General features: G+C 72.6%; 16 protein-coding genes. 6 read left to right on the top strand and 10 right to left on the bottom strand.

Annotated elements, in window-relative coordinates; genetic code table 11:
- Nucleotides 1-15: 15 nt before the first annotated feature.
- Nucleotides 16-1947 (top strand): transglycosylase domain-containing protein, encoded by a 1932-nt coding sequence (locus ACQUSR_RS05520; protein ID WP_431041395.1) that lies wholly within the window; start codon nucleotides 16-18, stop codon nucleotides 1945-1947.
- A 123-nt stretch (nucleotides 1948-2070) separates the two neighbouring features.
- Here ACQUSR_RS05520 and ACQUSR_RS05515 read toward each other — a convergent pair whose 3' ends face one another.
- A complete protein-coding gene (locus tag ACQUSR_RS05515; RefSeq protein WP_431041394.1) occupies nucleotides 2071-3540 on the bottom strand; it encodes an aldehyde dehydrogenase family protein in 1470 nt (489 codons plus the stop codon).
- 58 nt (nucleotides 3541-3598) lie between these two features.
- Nucleotides 3599-3811: a hypothetical protein gene (locus ACQUSR_RS05510; protein ID WP_431041393.1), complete on the bottom strand. Its 213-nt coding sequence runs from the start codon at nucleotides 3809-3811 to the stop codon at nucleotides 3599-3601.
- Between the two features lie 41 nt (nucleotides 3812-3852).
- On the opposite strand from ACQUSR_RS05510, the gene ACQUSR_RS05505 reads away from it, so the two are divergent.
- Entirely contained in the window at nucleotides 3853-5772 is a 1920-nt protein-coding gene (locus ACQUSR_RS05505; protein WP_431041392.1) for a protein-arginine deiminase domain-containing protein, read from the top strand.
- A gap of 103 nt (nucleotides 5773-5875) precedes the next feature.
- Here ACQUSR_RS05505 and ACQUSR_RS05500 read toward each other — a convergent pair whose 3' ends face one another.
- Nucleotides 5876-7009, bottom strand: a complete 1134-nt coding sequence (locus tag ACQUSR_RS05500) for a helix-turn-helix domain-containing protein (RefSeq protein ID WP_431041391.1) — start codon at nucleotides 7007-7009, stop codon at nucleotides 5876-5878.
- A gap of 223 nt (nucleotides 7010-7232) precedes the next feature.
- Here ACQUSR_RS05500 and ACQUSR_RS05495 point away from each other — a divergent pair, with 223 nt between their 5' ends.
- Entirely contained in the window at nucleotides 7233-7940 is a 708-nt protein-coding gene (locus ACQUSR_RS05495; RefSeq protein WP_431041390.1) for a hypothetical protein, read from the top strand.
- Nucleotides 7941-8058: 118 nt separating this feature from the next.
- Here the strand turns inward: ACQUSR_RS05495 and ACQUSR_RS05490 are convergent, their stop codons facing one another.
- Together ACQUSR_RS05490 and ACQUSR_RS05485 are read right to left on the bottom strand one after the other, a co-directional pair.
- On the bottom strand, nucleotides 8059-8472 hold the full coding sequence (locus tag ACQUSR_RS05490; protein ID WP_431041389.1) for an SsgA family sporulation/cell division regulator: 414 nt from the start codon (nucleotides 8470-8472) through the stop codon (nucleotides 8059-8061).
- Between the two features lie 164 nt (nucleotides 8473-8636).
- Complete coding sequence (locus tag ACQUSR_RS05485) at nucleotides 8637-8939, bottom strand: GNAT family N-acetyltransferase (RefSeq protein ID WP_431041388.1); 303 nt, start codon at nucleotides 8937-8939, stop codon at nucleotides 8637-8639.
- Nucleotides 8940-9199: 260 nt separating this feature from the next.
- On the opposite strand from ACQUSR_RS05485, the gene ACQUSR_RS05480 reads away from it, so the two are divergent.
- Nucleotides 9200-10288 (top strand): WD40/YVTN/BNR-like repeat-containing protein, encoded by a 1089-nt coding sequence (locus ACQUSR_RS05480; RefSeq protein WP_431047404.1) that lies wholly within the window; start codon nucleotides 9200-9202, stop codon nucleotides 10286-10288.
- A gap of 129 nt (nucleotides 10289-10417) precedes the next feature.
- Here ACQUSR_RS05480 and ACQUSR_RS05475 read toward each other — a convergent pair whose 3' ends face one another.
- The gene (locus tag ACQUSR_RS05475) at nucleotides 10418-10717 is read right to left on the bottom strand and encodes a YciI family protein (RefSeq protein ID WP_431041387.1); all 300 of its coding nucleotides are present in this window, start codon (nucleotides 10715-10717) and stop codon (nucleotides 10418-10420) included.
- A gap of 51 nt (nucleotides 10718-10768) precedes the next feature.
- Between ACQUSR_RS05475 and ACQUSR_RS05470 the strand changes: the two genes are divergently transcribed.
- Nucleotides 10769-11464 (top strand): endonuclease V, encoded by a 696-nt coding sequence (locus ACQUSR_RS05470; protein ID WP_431041386.1) that lies wholly within the window; start codon nucleotides 10769-10771, stop codon nucleotides 11462-11464.
- Nucleotides 11465-11553: 89 nt separating this feature from the next.
- Here the strand turns inward: ACQUSR_RS05470 and ACQUSR_RS05465 are convergent, their stop codons facing one another.
- The 3 genes from ACQUSR_RS05465 to ACQUSR_RS05455 all read right to left on the bottom strand — a co-directional run bounded on the left by ACQUSR_RS05465 (nucleotide 11554) and on the right by ACQUSR_RS05455 (nucleotide 12886).
- A complete protein-coding gene (locus ACQUSR_RS05465; protein WP_431041385.1) occupies nucleotides 11554-12048 on the bottom strand; it encodes a DUF1203 domain-containing protein in 495 nt (164 codons plus the stop codon).
- A gap of 118 nt (nucleotides 12049-12166) precedes the next feature.
- On the bottom strand, nucleotides 12167-12589 hold the full coding sequence (locus ACQUSR_RS05460; RefSeq protein WP_431041384.1) for a hypothetical protein: 423 nt from the start codon (nucleotides 12587-12589) through the stop codon (nucleotides 12167-12169).
- Nucleotides 12590-12691: 102 nt separating this feature from the next.
- On the bottom strand, nucleotides 12692-12886 hold the full coding sequence (locus tag ACQUSR_RS05455; RefSeq protein ID WP_431041383.1) for a hypothetical protein: 195 nt from the start codon (nucleotides 12884-12886) through the stop codon (nucleotides 12692-12694).
- Nucleotides 12887-13494: 608 nt separating this feature from the next.
- Here ACQUSR_RS05455 and ACQUSR_RS05450 point away from each other — a divergent pair.
- Nucleotides 13495-14007 carry a GNAT family N-acetyltransferase gene (locus ACQUSR_RS05450; RefSeq protein WP_431041382.1) on the top strand — a complete coding sequence of 171 codons (513 nt, stop codon included), beginning with the start codon at nucleotides 13495-13497 and terminating at the stop codon, nucleotides 14005-14007.
- A 53-nt stretch (nucleotides 14008-14060) separates the two neighbouring features.
- Here the strand turns inward: ACQUSR_RS05450 and ACQUSR_RS05445 are convergent, their stop codons facing one another.
- Complete coding sequence (locus ACQUSR_RS05445; protein ID WP_431041381.1) at nucleotides 14061-15266, bottom strand: saccharopine dehydrogenase family protein; 1206 nt, start codon at nucleotides 15264-15266, stop codon at nucleotides 14061-14063.
- Between the last annotated feature and the right edge of the window lie 35 nt (nucleotides 15267-15301).

Below are 15301 nucleotides of genomic sequence, written 5' to 3'. Positions count from 1 at the left end.
GCCGAGGATGGCGCCATGCGCACCCGGAACAGGCCGAAGCCGGACGAGACGTGTGAGGAGAACGGTAAGGACGTCGAGGACGCCACGGACGTCAAGGACGTCACGGATGTCGAGGACGCCACGGACGTCGGGGAAGCAAAGAAGAAAGAGGCGAAGCGGACCGGCATCCGCCGCTTCTTCACCTGGCGGAGGATCCTCGTCTACGTCCTGTCCCTGTGGGCACTGCTGCTCGGCGCCTTCGCCGTCCTCTACTACTGCATCGACATCCCCGAGGCCAACGCGCTGGCCAAGGCGGAGGCCAACGTCTACCTCTACAGCGACGGCACGGTCGCGGCCCGCACCGGGGAGATCAACCGCGAGCGCGTGCCCATCAGCCGTGTCCCCGAGCCCGTGCGGCGCGCCTTCGTCGCGGCCGAGAACAAGTCCTTCTACCAGGACGCGGGCGTCGACCCGATGGGCATCGCCCGCGGCCTGGTCAGCACCGTGACGGGCGGCGGCACCCAGGGCGGATCGACCATCACCCAGCAGTACGTCAAGAACTACTACCTCAGCCAGGAGCAGACCGTCACCCGCAAGGTGAAGGAGCTGGTCATCGCGCTCAAGGTCGACCAGCGCAGCTCCAAGGACGAGATCCTCGCGGGGTATCTGAACACCAGCTACTTCGGACGCGTCGCCTATGGCATCCAGGCCGCGGCCCGCGCGTACTACGACAAGAACGTCGAGGACCTGACCGTCGAGGAGGGCGCGTACCTCGCGGCGCTCGTGCAGGCCCCCAGCCAGTACGACTGGGCCGTCGCGGGCCCCACCGCGAAGCGGCTGGTCACCCGGCGCTGGAACTACGTCCTGGACAACATGGTCGACATGGGCTGGCTGGACCCCGACCGGCGGCGGGACATGCGCTTCCCCGAGCCGGTCGCCCCGAGGCCCGCCCCCGGACTCGGCGGCCAGGCGGGCTATCTGGTCGAGGCCGCCCGGCAGGAGCTCATCGCCGCCGGGGTCAGCGAACAGGAACTCGCGGCCGGCGGCTGGACGATCACCCTCTCCGTCGACCGGGACAAGCAGCGGTCGCTGGAGCGCGCGGTCGCGCGCCAGTCGCGCGGCGGCGCGAAGTCCCGTACGGCGGCGGCCGACACGCAGACCGGAGCCGTCTCGGTGGACCCCCGCACCGGCCGGGTCCTCGCCCTCTACGGCGGCCCGGACTACACCCGGCACTACATCAGCAACGCGACGCGCTCCGACTATCAGGCGGGCACCGCCTTCGAACCGGTCGCGCTCGCCGGGCAGCTGGAGCACGGCCCCGAGACGGCTGTGGGCCCCGACACCGCTGTGGGCCCCGCCGAGATCAGGCAGACCGCCAAGGCCCTCGGCATGGACCCGGACGCCAGCGGCTTCACGGCCCCCAAGGCGACGGCCCTCGGCCTGATGGGGACCAGCCCGCTGGACCTGGCCGGGGTCTACGCCACGCTCGACCACCAGGGCCGAAAGGTCACTCCGACGATCGTGGCCTCCGCGCGGCGCGGCGAGACGGCGGTGAACCTGCCGGACGCGATCGGCGACCAGGCCGTACGGCGTGACACGGCCGACAGGGTCACGGCGTTCCTCGCGGACCCGCGCGAGCACGGCACGAGGGAGCCGGAGTGGCTCCGTACCGTCCATCAGGCGGTCGCGGCGAAGTCCGGCAGGTCCGATGACCGGAACGCGGCGTGGTACGTCGGCTACACGCCTCAGCTCGTCACGGTGGTGGGGCTGTTCGGCGAGGACGCGAAGAGCCAGAAGCAGGTGCGGTTGAAGGGCGCGGGCGACGGCAGGGCCGAGCGGATCTGGACGGCGTACACGGAGGAGGCCCTGCGCGGCGCCGATCCGGTCGGCTTCGACTTCGCCCCCGACACCGAGTTCGCCCCGGTGGGCCCGGACAGCGGCATCGCCGGCGCGGCACGGCCGGGATGACCCGGCCGGGTTGGGCGGCGCACGGCGGCCGCGTCGTCGCGGTCCCGGCATCGGGCCGTCGGAGACGTCCAGGCGGCCATGGCGGCCGCGCGTCGACGGCCGTGCGTCAGCGCCCGCCGTATGTCACTCGAACCACCGCTGCGGACGGGGCGCGGTGTTGTGCCAGATGTGCTTGGCCTCCTGGTACTCGGCCAGCCCGGCGGGCCCCAGCTCCCGCCCGATCCCGGACTGCTTCCTCCCGCCCCACTCGGCCTGCGGGACGTACGGATGGAAGTCGTTGATCCACACGGTCCCTGCGCGCAGCTGGCCCGCCACCCGGTGGGCCCGCTCCATGTCCTGGGTCCACACCGCGCCCGCCAGCCCGTACACGGTGTCGTTGGCGACCGCGACCGCCTCCGCCTCGCCGCGGAACCGCTCGACGGTCAGCACCGGCCCGAACGACTCGTCCCGTACCACCGACATCCCCGGAGTGCAGTCGTCCAGCACGGTCGGCAGGTAGTAGAAACCGTCCCGCAGCTCCGGATCGGTGGGCGGGGTGCCTCCGCAGCGCAGCACCGCGCCCTCGTCCAGCCCGGCCGCGACATACGCCTCCACCTTCGCGCGGTGCGCCTCGGAGATCAGCGGCCCGGTGCGGGCCTGCTCGTCGAACGGGCCGCCGAGCCGGATCCGGCGGGCCCGGTGCACCACCTCGTCGACGAACGCGTCGTGCACCTTGTTCTCCACCAGCAGCCGGGCACCGGCGGAGCACACCTGACCCGAGTTCAGGAACACCGCCGTCAGCGTGTGGTCGACGGCCGAGTCGAAGTCGGCGTCGGCGAAGACGATGTTCGGGTTCTTGCCGCCCAGCTCCAGGGCGAGCCTCTTCACGGTCGGCGCGACCGAGGCCATGATGTGCCGTCCGGTGACGAGCCCGCCCGTGAAGGACACCAGGTCGACCCGCTCGTCCGTGGTGAGCGCCTCGCCGACGACGGGCCCTGCGCCCAGCACCAGATTGGCGGCCCCGTCCGGCAGTCCGGCCTCGGCCAGCAGCCGCATCAGATGGATGGCGGTGTGCGGAGTCAGCTCGCTCGGCTTGAGGACGAAGGTGTTGCCCGCCGCGAGCGCGGGCGCGACCTTCCAAGCGGTCTGCAGTAGCGGGTAGTTCCACGGGGTGATCAGCGCGCAGACGCCGACCGGCTCGTGCACCACCCGGCTGTCGATCTCCGGGCTGCCGATGTTCACCACCCGGTCGGTGCCGCCCGCGGTGGCCAGCGCGCCGAAGTAGCGGAAGCAGCCGACCACGTCGTCCACGTCGTACTCGCTCTCGACGTACCGCTTCCCGGTGTCCATGGACTCCGCCCTGGCCACCGCCGCCTTGTCCCGGGTGAGCAGGTCCGCCACCCGCAGCAGCAGCCGCCCGCGCTCGGCCGCCGGGGTACGGGGCCACGGACCCCGGTCGAAGGCGTCCCGGGCCGCGAGCACACCGGCCAGCGCGTCCTTCGCCCCGCCCTCGTCGACGGTGGCGACCAGCTTGCCGTCCGCCGGGCAGCGGATCTCACGCGACTGCCCGTCGGCGGCTGCGCTCCACTGACCTCCGATGAACAGCTCCGGCATGGGGTGCCTCCGGCTGGGGGAGTGACGGCCGATCCACGCCGAGCCTATGTGTCCCCGGTCACAGCCGCATGGCGTGGTACTCCGCCCCGGCCGCCCGGCGGCCGCTGTCAAGAGCCGCGCGAAGGAGATCGGGCGGGCGCGCCTCCCCCTCCGGGACGGGCCGCCGCCCCGCCGCCGCGATGCGGATGTACGCCCGCAGGCCGTTCTTGCCGCGATCGCACAACGCCCGTGCCGCGCCCGGCCTCTTCCTCCACGCACACCTCAGATCCATCTGCCTTCAGATCCACCTGTCTCACGAAACGAGAAGAACGCATGGTGCGTGTGACTCTTCCGGGACGGACCGTCCTGGCCATCACGCTGGCGGGCGCGGCGCTGGTTCCCGCGGCCCCCGCCTTCGCGGCCGATCCGCCCGCCCGGGCCGATCTCCGCGCGGACGTCAACCGCGACGGCGCGGTGGACGTCACCGGCGACACGGACAACGCCGGTGAGGACGGCTGGACCACCCGGCGAGGGGCGGTCTTCCTCCCCAACATCGACGACGACACCAAGCGGTGCAAGTCGACAGGACCGGACGGCAAGCCGCTCCCGGACGCCAAGCTCGCCCGGTGCAACGACGCCGCCGACACCAAGGTCAACGGCACCGCGGACGCCGCCGACCTGGCCCGGCTGCGCACCGTGCCGATGCCCGAACTGCGCGGCGGCGCCACCGGGACGGTCAAGGTCACCGGCACCGGCGCGAAGTACACCCGGCTCTTCGTCAAGCGCGCCACCGGCTGGACCGCGGTCACGCCGACGACCCGGCTGTCCGCCGCCGAGCTGCGCGCCGGGGTGGAGCTCGGCATCGAGGGCACCGACGTCGTACGCGACCGGGCGGTGTGGGACGGCACCGCGGTCGTCGAACTGAAGGTCAGCCCCGGCGGCGGCGCCGAGGCCAGCACCGACCGGGTCACCCTGCACGCCGCCCCGCTGCTCACCCACCATCACCTCCAGCAGGCGCGGCAGGTCCTGGTCACCGAGCTGCGCGGCGACGACCCGTACGTGCGCGCCCAGCGGAACTTCGTCAAGACGCTGGAGACCGAGGTCAAGCGGGCGGGCGTCACCGCACCGCTGGTGAAGTTCACCAAGGGCGACGACATCTGGGCCCAGGACTTCCTGGAGCCGGGATACGTGACCATGGCGGGCCCCGGCGGCACGCCGCAGGGCATGCGGGTGATGATCCGCTCGGCGCAGCCGGACCGTACGGCGGGCCGCCAGGTGTTCGAGAAGCTGCGCGGGCGTGACGTGGGCGCCGTGCAGGTCGCGCTCGGCCGCGGCGACGAGAGCTCCACCCTCGACTCCATGGGCAACCTGGAGACCATCCCCGCCTACGAGCACGGCGGCCGGTCGTACCCCGCCGGGCGCATCATCATGGGCGAGCAGAAGGACATCGGCTTCAAGCCGGCCAAGGCGATGCGGACGCTGCTGGCGTCGCAGGGGATGCAGGACCCGCTGCTGCTGGACACCTCGTGGCTGCACGTCGGCCACGTGGACGAGTTCGTCCAGTTCCTGCCCGCCGACACCCCGCGCGGCTGGCGGATCGCGATCGCCGACCCGGCGGCGGGGATGCGGCTGCTGAAGGACGCGAAGGCCGCGGGCCACGGCGGGACCAGGATGTTCTCGGTCAAGGGCGGCAAGGACCTGCCCGCGCCGAAGGAGACCATCGACCAGGTGCTCGCCTCCCGCGCGATCCGCGAGGACAACGCCCTCGCCGCGCGGCGCATCGCCGCCAACCTGGAGATCCTCAAGCGGGAGACCGGCGTCACCGACGCCGAGGTGGTCCGGGTGCCCGCGCTGTTCACGCGGGGCTCCGAGGAGGAGCGGGGCGACGGTGCGCGGACGCCGCGGCTGACCAGGCTCGGCGCCTCGGTCGAGGTGCCGGAGGCGGTACGGGAGTACGGCCAGCAGCGGGACCTGAAGGAGCCCGCCGCGGGCACCGTGATGACCAGCGCGTACATACCGGGCGCGGTCAACGGCGTGGTCCTGGGCAAGGACCGCTACCTCGCGCCGAAGCAGTGGGGGCCGGTGATCGGCGGCAAGGACATCTTCACCGAGGCGGTCAACGCCGCGTACCGCGAGGCGGGGATGCGGGTGTCCTACATCGACGACTACGAGACGTACCACCTGGGCATGGGCGAGGTGCACTGCGGCACGAACACCCTGCGGGACATCTCGGCGCCCTGGTGGAAGCGGTAGCCGGGCCTTCACCACGTCCGCATACGGGTCGCGGCCCGGGGGTGACGCCCCCGGGGCCGCGGCCCCTCGCGATCAGGCGGCGTCGATGCGCAGGCGCGGTCGGTCAGCGAGTAACCGTATTCCGGGCGGCCCTTGGTGCCGCTGGTCCGGAACGGCTCACCGCCGTCATTGACCCGGATCGTCCCCCGCCGGTCTCCGCTCGTCCAGTCCAGCTCCAGATACCAGCTGCAGTCGCACCCGGCCGTACGGGCGTTGACCAGCAGCACCTCCGGATCGGACGCGGAGACCTGGGGGCACCTCCCGGACGGAGTCTGGGGGAGGGAGGCGGACCAAGCGTCCGCTCGCCGTCGAAGCCGTCGGTCGGTCGGGCCAGCGGACGGCCGGCGTCGAGGTCGACGGAGAAGGCGCGCGGGGTCAGCGCCCCGCCGCAGCCGTCGTCCATCGCGAAGGACGACCACGGCAGCGGGGCGCGCCGCCCCACGACCCGTACATGCAGGGCCTGGAGCACCACCGCCGACGCGCTCCGGCCCTGGACCGTCACCTCCACGTTGGTGGTGCCGCCGTGGACGGCACCGTGGGCCGCGGCCCATGACGGCGCGTCCTGTTCGACGGGCGGCGGGGCGACGGCGGACGGCGGCCGATTGATGAGGTAGCGGTGATCGCAGCCGCTCTCCCACACATGGGAGCGGGTGCTCAGGGCGAGCGGAGTGCCGGTTCCGGTGCCGTCGCCGCCCTTGCCGCGGTCCGGGCTGCCCGTGGGCCCGGCACCGGTCTGCCGCCCGGATCCGGAGCCGGTCGGCCCCGCGCCGCGCCGCCCCTGCGCCTGCTCGTCGGACGCTCCCGGCCTGCCGTCGCCGTCCTTCTCGGCTCTTTCGTCCTTCTCGTCCTTCCCGGTCTTCTCAGCGCCGCGGGAGGCGACGGGCGCCCGGCGCGGGGCCGAGGCCGGGCGCGGGGCCGAGGCCGGTGGCGCGGCCGCGCGTGCGGCCGTGCGCCGTGCCGCGTTCGCGACGATCCAGCGGCGGTGCAGTTCGACCAGTTCCTCCGGGCTCGCCCCGCACAGCCGTGCCAGCCGTTCCACCGGCGCGTAGTCCGCGGGCACGGCGTCGCCGTTGCAGTAGCGGTGCAGCGTCGACGTACTCACATGCAGCCGTCCGGCCAGCGCTCCGTAGCTGCGGCCCGAACGTTCCTTCAGCCCGCGCAGACACGCCGCGAACCGCTCCACCTCTTCGCCCCCCACGGAGCCACCCCCATGTCCCTCGCCCCCATGGCCTGTTCCCCACAGCGTCCCGCGTCCCGCGGGCGCGTTCCAGGCCGTTGCCGTCCTCCCAAGTCAGCGTACGTGCAAGCGTTCCAGCGTCCCGGATCCCGCGCCGGCCGTTGCCGCCGCGTCCGGCGGCCGCACACGCTGGTGACGTACCGCCGCGACCGCTGCGGCGGACCCGAGAGACGGGGAACACCACATGCATCTGCGTAAGAACTCCCTTCGCGCCGCCGCCGTGGCGGGCGCGGTCGCCATGGCCACCGGAGCGGCCCTCGCGGTGACCGGCACCGCCCACGCCCAGGACCAGGCGCGGGCCGGGGGCCCGGCCGGAGACCGGGCCGGGCGCACGGCCCAGAGCCTCCCGGCGTTCCTGGTGCCCAAGGAGCTGCCGCCGCACCCCGGTTCCGACTGGTACGCGAGCGAGGTCACCAAGGGCCTGCTGGAGACCGCGCCGTTCTGCCTCGACAAGGCGCTGCCGAGCGCCGGTTCGTCGCACCGCACGTTCTGGACCGAGTACGACACCGGTGCCGCCCAGCTCGTGGTCAGGACCGGCAGCGCGGACGCGGCCAGGAAGCTGGCCGCCGCCGTCGAGAAGAAGGTCCGCGCCTGCGCGGCCGACTGGGAGCGGCAGCACCCGCAGGGCACGGCCGCGATGGGGGTACCGCCCATGCCCTTAAGGCTATGGGGGAGCGACTACGGCACACTCCCGGCCGAGGACGGCGCCCACGTGTACGGCGTCCACACCTCGTACCCGGACTCGGAGCCGGGCATCCACCTGTACGGGATCGGGCTGGACGGCCGCACCGTGACCGTCGTCAAGTGGGGCCAGATGGGTGACTTCGCCCACGCGCCGGTGGCCGACTTCAAGCACACGACGACCACCGCCGTGGTCAAGCTCCACGGCTGACCCACCCGCGCCGGACGGGGACCGGCGCCCTCGCCGGGCGGCCCCGTCCAACTCGCCTACCTCGTACGGGCCGGGGCGCTGATCGCCCCGGCCGCCGGGGGCGAACTGCGCGCCGCCGTCAGACGTCCCGCAGCAGCGTGGCCAGATCGTCGTCCAGGTGCATGTACCCGCCCTCGTCCCCCTCGGGGACGACGTCGTACGTGCGCTCCAGGAAGCGCCGCAGATCGGCGGTGTGGAACTGGACCAGCGCGATGCCCTCGGGAGCGTGGAACTCCAGAATCGTCCGCTCCTCGTCGCACGGCCACACGTGCACGTCACCGTTGCCCGCCGGGCCGCGCAGCCCGGCGGCGAGCAGCTCGCGGCCGAACGTCCACTGGACCTCCGAACCGTCCAGGGAGGCGGCCGGGGGGAAACCCACGTGGACGGCGAACGGATCCGTACGTGTGTAGCGAAGAGTCGCGGGGATGGCGCGGGCCTCCGGCGTGGACGCGATGAGGCGTGCCTGGACGGCTTGGTCGATGACGGTGGACATCGCCGGGCTCCCTAGCGATCGATGCGGACGATGCGGATCCTTGACCCTCTTGACCGGATAGACGTCCAGACGGTGGTAGCAGTGCATCCGAGGGTGACGTGACGTGCGTCACGGCCCTTTGATTCGGTGGATATGTGCGGCTTATGCCTATGAAATCCACACCGTTAGTCGGTGACCCGGCTGCGGTTCTTGTACGAAAGGCTCAGATAGTCGGGGTGACGGGCCATCCAGCCCGAGATGAAGGGGCACGCGGCCAGCACCTCCAGCCCCTCCGCCCGCGCCACGTCGAGCCCCGAGCGGGCGAGCGCCGAGCCGATGCCCTGGCCCTCGTACGCCGGGTACACCTCGGTGTGGACGAACGCGATCAGCCGAGGCGTGCGGATGTACTCGGCGAAGCCCGCGAGTTCGCCGCCGAGGCGGGCCTCGAAGCGCTGCGCCCGGGGCGCGTCGCTGACCGTGACTGTCATGCGGTACGTCTCCTCGCTCCCCCTGCCCACGATAGGAAGGGCGCCGAGCTCCCGCGATTCGGGGTGTGGCGGCACCGGGCGGCGCCGGGCGGCGCCGCCGACGGGCCCATGGACGGGGTCCGGCCGATGGGCTAGCTTCCAGCCCCATGAGGGGCATGGGGAACCTGATACGAGTGGTGTCCATTGGGCTGTTCGGGGCGGCGTTGATGGCGGCCGTCGGCGTACCGGCACACGCCGGACCCGCGCCGACCGGACCATCGATGCCTGGCAGCGCCGAGTCCGGCTCCGCGCGGGCGGGCTCCGCTCCTGGGGCTGCCGCGGCGGACGCCGAGGCCGCCGGATCCGGCCAGGCCGAGTCCGTACGGCAGCGGCCGGCACACGCCGGATGGCGGCTCAAGGACACCGGAACCGATGCCCGCTTCCGCGGGCTGGCCGCCGTCAGCCGGGACACGGCCTGGCTCGCGGGCTCCAAGGGCACCGTCCTGCGCACCACCGACGGCGGCCGCAGCTGGCGGGACGTCTCACCGCCGGGCGCGGGCGAGCTGGAGTTCCGCGACGTCGAGGCCTTCGGCGCCCGGCGGGCCGTCGTCCTGGCCATCGGCGAGGGCGAGGCCTCCCGGGTGCTCCGTACGGAAGACGGCGGCGCCACTTGGACGGAGAGCTTCCGCAACACCGATCCGCGTGCCTTCTACGACTGCGTGACCTTCTTCGACTCCCGGCACGGCATCGCGCTCAGCGACCCCGTGGACGGGAAGTACCGCATCCTGTCCACGGGCGACGGCGGCCGCAGCTGGCGGGTGCTGCCCTCGGACGGGATGCCCGCCGCCCAGCCGGGCGAGGCCGCGTTCGCCGCCAGCGGCCAGTGCCTGGTCAGCTCGGGCGGGCGGCACGCGTGGCTCGCCACCGGCGGTGCGGCCACCTCCCGGGTGCTGCACTCCGCCGACCGGGGCCGCACCTGGTCCGCGACGGACACGCCCGTACCAGCCGGCGACCCGGCGCGCGGCGTCTTCGCGCTCGCCTTCCGCGACTCCCGGCACGGCATCGCGGTCGGCGGCGACTACCGCGCCGGACAGTCCTCGCCGAACGCCGCCGCCGTCAGCGGCGACCGCGGCGCCACCTGGTCGGCGGCCGGACGCCCGCCGACCGCCTACCGGTCGGGCGTGGCCTGGCTGCCGCACACCGACTCGGTCGCGCTCGCCGTCGGCCCCACCGGCACCGACCTCACGACGGACGGCGGCCGCAGCTGGCGCACGGTCGACGACGGCTCGTACGACACGGTCGACTGCGCGCCGGACCTGGGCTGCTGGGCAGCGGGCGAGCGCGGCCGCGCGGCCCGCCTGGAGCCGTAGGGCGCGTACGGCGGGCCACGACGCCCGGGGCACCGAGGCCCGCCCCCGCCCGGGACACCGGACACGCCGGAGGCCCGCCCCGCCCGGGACACACCGGACCCGCCGGAGGCTCGTCCCCCCCGGCGGGGGCTACGCCTGCAGCTGCTCCCGGTAGTCGGCCAGCCCGGGCGCCGTCTTGGTCGCGATGAACTCCGTGATGCGGTACGCGCAGACGCCCGCCACCGTGAACGGGTCCGCCGCCGCGATCTTCTCGATCGCGGCGCGGCTCTCGGCGACCGCGAGGATCACCCCGCCGTCGCGCGGCTGCTTGCGGCCGGAGGCCAGGAAGACGCCCGCGGCGTACTGCTCGTCCAGCCAGGCGACGTGCTCTTCGAGCAGAGCGTCGACGCGCTCCATCGGGGCGGTGTAGGTCAGCTCAAGTACGAACATGGTTTCACCCTACGCGGGGGCCGTTCGAGTACCGTGAGCCCCATCATGACCATGCGTCCCACGAGAACCGAGCTGCTGCGCGACTGGCCCACCACCGAAGCGGAGGCGACCGCCGTCCAACTGCGGCTGCGGGCGCTCGTGGAGCGCGGCGAGGACGGGCCCGCCCCGGGCACGGGCGTCGTCGTCGGCGTGGATGTCGCCTACGACGACGAGCGCGACACCGTCGCGGCCGCCGCCGTCGCCCTGGACGGCCGCACCCTGGAGGTGCTGGAGGAGGCCACGGCCGTCGGCCGGGTCTCCTTCCCCTACGTGCCGGGGCTGCTGGCGTTCCGTGAGATCCCCACCGTCCTCGACGCGCTGGACCGGCTCACCCGCACCCCGGACCTCGTGGTGTGCGACGGCTACGGGCTGGCCCACCCGCGCCGCTTCGGGCTCGCCAGCCACCTGGGCGTCCTCACCGGCCTGCCCACCGCGGGCGTCGCGAAGAACCCCTTCACCTTCGGCTTCACGGACCCCGGCGCCCGGCGCGGTGACTGGTCGCCGCTGCTGGACGGCGCCGAGGAGGTCGGCCGGGCGCTGCGCACCCGGGACGGCGTCAAGCCGGTGTTCGTCTCCGTCGGGCACCGCGTGGGCCTGCCGGCCGCCTGCGCGTGGACGCTGCACCTGGCGCCCGCGTACCGGCTGCCGGAGACCACCCGGCGCGCCGACGCGCTCTGCCGCGAGGCGCTGGCGCGCCAGCCGAGGTGACGGGGCGGGGCGGCGGTGCCTCGCGGCGACGGCAGGTCAAGGGCCGTCGGACCGACCGCCCTTGACCTTGATCAGCTGTCACCTGGACGTCACCCGATGCGGCGCGACTCCAGCAGGAAGCAGCCGAACTCGACGAACCGTACGTGCACCGCCGCCACCTGCGGATCCGCGTACATCTCGGCAAGCGTCTCGTCGACGGTCACCGTGTCACCGTCGAGCAGCCGCCCGCCGAGGATCCTCCCCTCCGCGGAGTACGCGCGGAGCACCCTCCGGTCGCCGTGCATCACCTCGGGAAAGCGGTCGCCCGCCCAGCCGTCGCAGCCGGCGGGGTGGATGAAGACCGGGCCGACCTCGACGTACGGCCCCGGTCGGGCACCGGTCTCGCGCGCCCAGCGGCGCAGCGGGGCGTAGGAGACCAGTGCGATCTTCTCGCCCGGAGTGCCGCGGCGCAGGCAGCAGCGCAGCGGGGCGCCGCCCTCCTCGTCCACGTACGGCTGCGGCGCGTTGCCCGCGTCGTCCCGTTCGCGCAACTGCTCCAGCACGGCGGGCGCGATGGCCCGGATCTCGTAGTCGTTGTCGCTCATGTGCCCATCGTGGGGGCGGGGGCGGCCCGATGCTGGCGGCATTCGGACGACGATCTTTCCCCACCTCGTTCGAGCGCCAAGGGGGGCAGCGCACGGACGGGGCCGTGCAGCCACTCCGTCAGAAGGAGCGGACGTAGATCTTGGCGCCCGAGTGGAAACGAGCGGTCAGCCCGTGATGACCGGGTCGAGCATCGTCGCGGCGTGACCACAGTTCGAGGGAGCACAGCTCCCGGTTCCCACTGGACGACAGCAGCGACGCCAGCCACAGTTCCGCGTCTGCGGCCGACGGGCTACCGGAGATCTGAGGACACTCGATCGGCGCCATGGGGTCACCTTCGACAGGTGTTTCCGGCACGCTGTGCTTATCCCCGGGCGCCAACTCCGCGATGACCTGCCACCGGACCTCGGTACCGCCGAGCTTCACCGACAGGCCGAACGGATGCTTGGTGTCACCCGCCTCGGCGAGCGTCGACACCACGCCTGCGGCTGGGGCGTTCTTCGCAAGGTCCAGGGCGAAGTCCTGGAAGCGCTGCGGTCGCACTGATGGTTGTTCCTTCCTTGGATGCCAGGCCCCTGGCGCAGCGGCTGGTACAGAGCATGTGGAAACCCCGCCCGGGGTGTGGCCGGGCGGGCGGTTGCGGGATCAGCGCAGGCGGTTGCGTTCGCGCGTGCAGTGATCGCAGACGTACCGGGAGCGGAGCACCAGCCGCATGGCCGCCGAGTCCTTGTGGACCGGGCAGAGCCAGGAAAGCTCCGTGGCCTCCGGCAAGTCGTGCTTGAGGAACCGCCGGAGCGTGGCGCGTACGCCGCCGTCTTCGGGGGTGTTGCTACTCGTCATCTCCTCAAGGGATCCGTCCGGGACGTCTGGAACCTTCTGATCCTCACCTCCGGCCAGCGTAAGAACTACGCCGAAGCCGTCGCCGGAGCAGAGGTGATGAAGCGCTCCTCCATCGCCCGGAGAGACCCGTTGTACGCGTCTTTCGGGCACATCCGGAACGCCATCGGACTTGCGCGCCTCCGGCATCGCTCAGAAGCTCTGCGAGCCCTCGGTGACGCGGAGCGGGCCTTCGCGCGTAGCGCCGACGCGCAAGGTCCAGAGTGGGTCAAGTTCAACGACGCCAGCGAGATGCACGCTCTGTCCTCGTTCGTGTGGTCGGCACTGGGTGATCACAGACAGGCGGAGTGCTGCCTACATCGCACGCTCGCTGCCATCCCTGCCGCCATGGTCCGCAACAGGGCTCTGTACACCGCGCATCTGTCGCTGGCCCAAGCCAGGCAAGGAGACCTGGAGTTGGCCTCTGCGGCAGGCAGACAGGCTCACGCATTACTGCCGCCCTCTTCCGGTTCGAGGAGACTCGCCCACACTCTGGCCGCGACACGAAAGGTGATCGTAGCCTCAGGCACAAAGAGCCCCGAAGCCGTCGAGTGGATCGAGGAATCCCGTCAATGGATCTGAAGCGCTACACATATGCCGATGCGCGGAACGTCAGGTCCCTGCTGCTGGACATCCACGACGAGGTGTACGCGAACGATCCGAACCCGTTTCACTCGCGCGAACGCTTCTCATACTTCGTCGAGCTGTGGTCCTCGCGTGAGAACTGGCAGTGTGTAACGGGTTGGGAAGAGGGCGGCCCCGTCGGGTATGCATACGGCTCCATGCTCAAGCCGGGTGGGTGGTGGAAGGGGCACCAGCGACCAGCCAGCACCAAGGGCTCCGTCTTCGCGCTGTCAGAATTGATGGTGGTTCCTCAATGGCGCGGTACAGGTCGGGCAAAGCAGATTCATGACGCACTGCTCGAATCAGTCGAATCCGATGTCGTAACGCTCCAAGTGGAGTCCACCAACCCAAAGGCTCAATCTCTATATGAAAGTTGGAAGTACTACAAGGTGGGCGAAGCGAAGCCGTCAGACGACTCGCCGCTATACGCCGTCATGGCCAAGAAGCTGAAGCACGGCTGAGCACCTGGGTCCGGGCGACCGGGCGACCGGGGAAACGGACGAGACGCCCCGGGTCACGGGGACGGGCGAGGCGGGGAGACCGTGCGGAAGACCAGCCCCGCCCGCATCAGCCGTTCCGTCAACGCCTCGCCCATCGCCGCCGCCGTCGTGACCTGGCCCGCCGTCTCCGGCAGGTCGTCGAACGCCAGGCAGAGCGCGGACTCGGCGATCATCTTCGCCGTCTCCTCGTAGCCCGGATCGCCGCCGGACACCTCGGTGACCACCCGGTGGCCGCCGCCCTCGCCCGCGAAGCGGACCGCGAACCAGCTCTTCGCGCGCCGTTCGGCGTCCGGGCCCTCGCCGGGCTGGAGCCGCCCGGACAGCCAGCGGCGGGCCGGTGGGAGCTGGGCGGCGGCGAACAGCGCGCCGAAACCGGCGGCGCCCCCGACGAGGACGGGCAGCCGGTCGACCACCATGTGGGCCCGGTAGCGGAAGTCCGGGCCGTAGCGGTCCAGGGCGGCGGCGGACCGGCCCACGGTCTGCGGGTCTATGGTCGGCATCGGCGCGGCCCAGGCGCCCAGGTCCCGGCGCCGGTGCAATCGTCCCGGGCCCGCCGAGATCGTCCGGTCGGTGGGGCGGGGTTCGGCCCGCCGCCTCGCCGCGGCGGTGCGGACCATGCCGACCGGGCGGGAGAGGGCCGTCATGGCGGAGGCCAGGGTGCCGCCGGATATGGTGCCGCTGCCGCGTACGAAGCCCTCGACGCGCAGCGGCACTCCCTCGGGCAGCCGCGCCACCGTGTAGTGGACGCCGAGGTCCTGGGGGATCGCGTCGAAGCCGCAGGAGTGCACGATCCGGGCGCCCGTCGACCGGGCGAGCGCGTGGTGCCGCAGATACATCAGATCGACGAACTCCGGCTCACCCGTGAGATCCGCGTAGTCCGTCCCGGCCTCGGCGCAGGCGGCCACCAGCGGCTCGCCGTAGGTCAGGTAGGGGCCGACGGTGGTGGCCACGACATGCGTGTCGGCGGCGATCGCGCGCAGCGACGCCGGATCGGTGCTGTCGGCGTGCAGCAGCGCGAGACCGGAGAGCTTCGGGTCGACCGCCGCCAGCCGGTCCCGCAGCCGCCTCAGCTTCTCCTGGTCGCGGCCCGCCAGCGCCCAGCGAGCTTCGGCGGGGGCGTGCGCCGCCAGATACGCCGCCGTGAGCTCGCCCGCGAACCCCGTCGCGCCGAACAGCACGACGTCGTACGCCCGTTGTGTCCTGGTCTCCCGCCGCCGCATCCCGGGTTCCTCTCGTCCGTTCGCCCTGCCCCCGA

The sequence above is a fragment of the Streptomyces sp. P1-3 genome (assembly GCF_050613155.1).
Classification (GTDB): Bacteria; Actinomycetota; Actinomycetes; order Streptomycetales; family Streptomycetaceae; genus Streptomyces.
Note: the sequence above shows the minus strand (reverse complement) of the source record. Positions and strands in the feature narration are given on the sequence as shown.

Bases quoted from the DNA above. Each gene is read 5' to 3' on its own strand.
- ACQUSR_RS05480 (WP_431047404.1), top strand. From the start codon at position 9,200: ATGCCTGGCAGCGCCGAGTCCGGCTCCGCGCGGGCGGGCTCCGCTCCT.
- ACQUSR_RS05505 (WP_431041392.1), top strand. From the start codon at position 3,853: ATGGTGCGTGTGACTCTTCCGGGACGGACCGTCCTGGCCATCACGCTG.
- ACQUSR_RS05475 (WP_431041387.1), bottom strand. From the start codon at position 10,717: ATGTTCGTACTTGAGCTGACCTACACCGCCCCGATGGAGCGCGTCGAC.
- ACQUSR_RS05465 (WP_431041385.1), bottom strand. From the start codon at position 12,048: ATGAGCGACAACGACTACGAGATCCGGGCCATCGCGCCCGCCGTGCTG.
- ACQUSR_RS05495 (WP_431041390.1), top strand. From the start codon at position 7,233: ATGCATCTGCGTAAGAACTCCCTTCGCGCCGCCGCCGTGGCGGGCGCG.
- ACQUSR_RS05520 (WP_431041395.1), top strand. From the start codon at position 16: ATGCGCACCCGGAACAGGCCGAAGCCGGACGAGACGTGTGAGGAGAAC.
- ACQUSR_RS05445 (WP_431041381.1), bottom strand. From the start codon at position 15,266: ATGCGGCGGCGGGAGACCAGGACACAACGGGCGTACGACGTCGTGCTG.
- ACQUSR_RS05470 (WP_431041386.1), top strand. From the start codon at position 10,769: ATGCGTCCCACGAGAACCGAGCTGCTGCGCGACTGGCCCACCACCGAA.
- ACQUSR_RS05515 (WP_431041394.1), bottom strand. From the start codon at position 3,540: ATGCCGGAGCTGTTCATCGGAGGTCAGTGGAGCGCAGCCGCCGACGGG.
- ACQUSR_RS05510 (WP_431041393.1), bottom strand. From the start codon at position 3,811: ATGGATCTGAGGTGTGCGTGGAGGAAGAGGCCGGGCGCGGCACGGGCG.
- ACQUSR_RS05490 (WP_431041389.1), bottom strand. From the start codon at position 8,472: ATGTCCACCGTCATCGACCAAGCCGTCCAGGCACGCCTCATCGCGTCC.
- ACQUSR_RS05450 (WP_431041382.1), top strand. From the start codon at position 13,495: ATGGATCTGAAGCGCTACACATATGCCGATGCGCGGAACGTCAGGTCC.
- ACQUSR_RS05455 (WP_431041383.1), bottom strand. From the start codon at position 12,886: ATGACGAGTAGCAACACCCCCGAAGACGGCGGCGTACGCGCCACGCTC.
- ACQUSR_RS05485 (WP_431041388.1), bottom strand. From the start codon at position 8,939: ATGACAGTCACGGTCAGCGACGCGCCCCGGGCGCAGCGCTTCGAGGCC.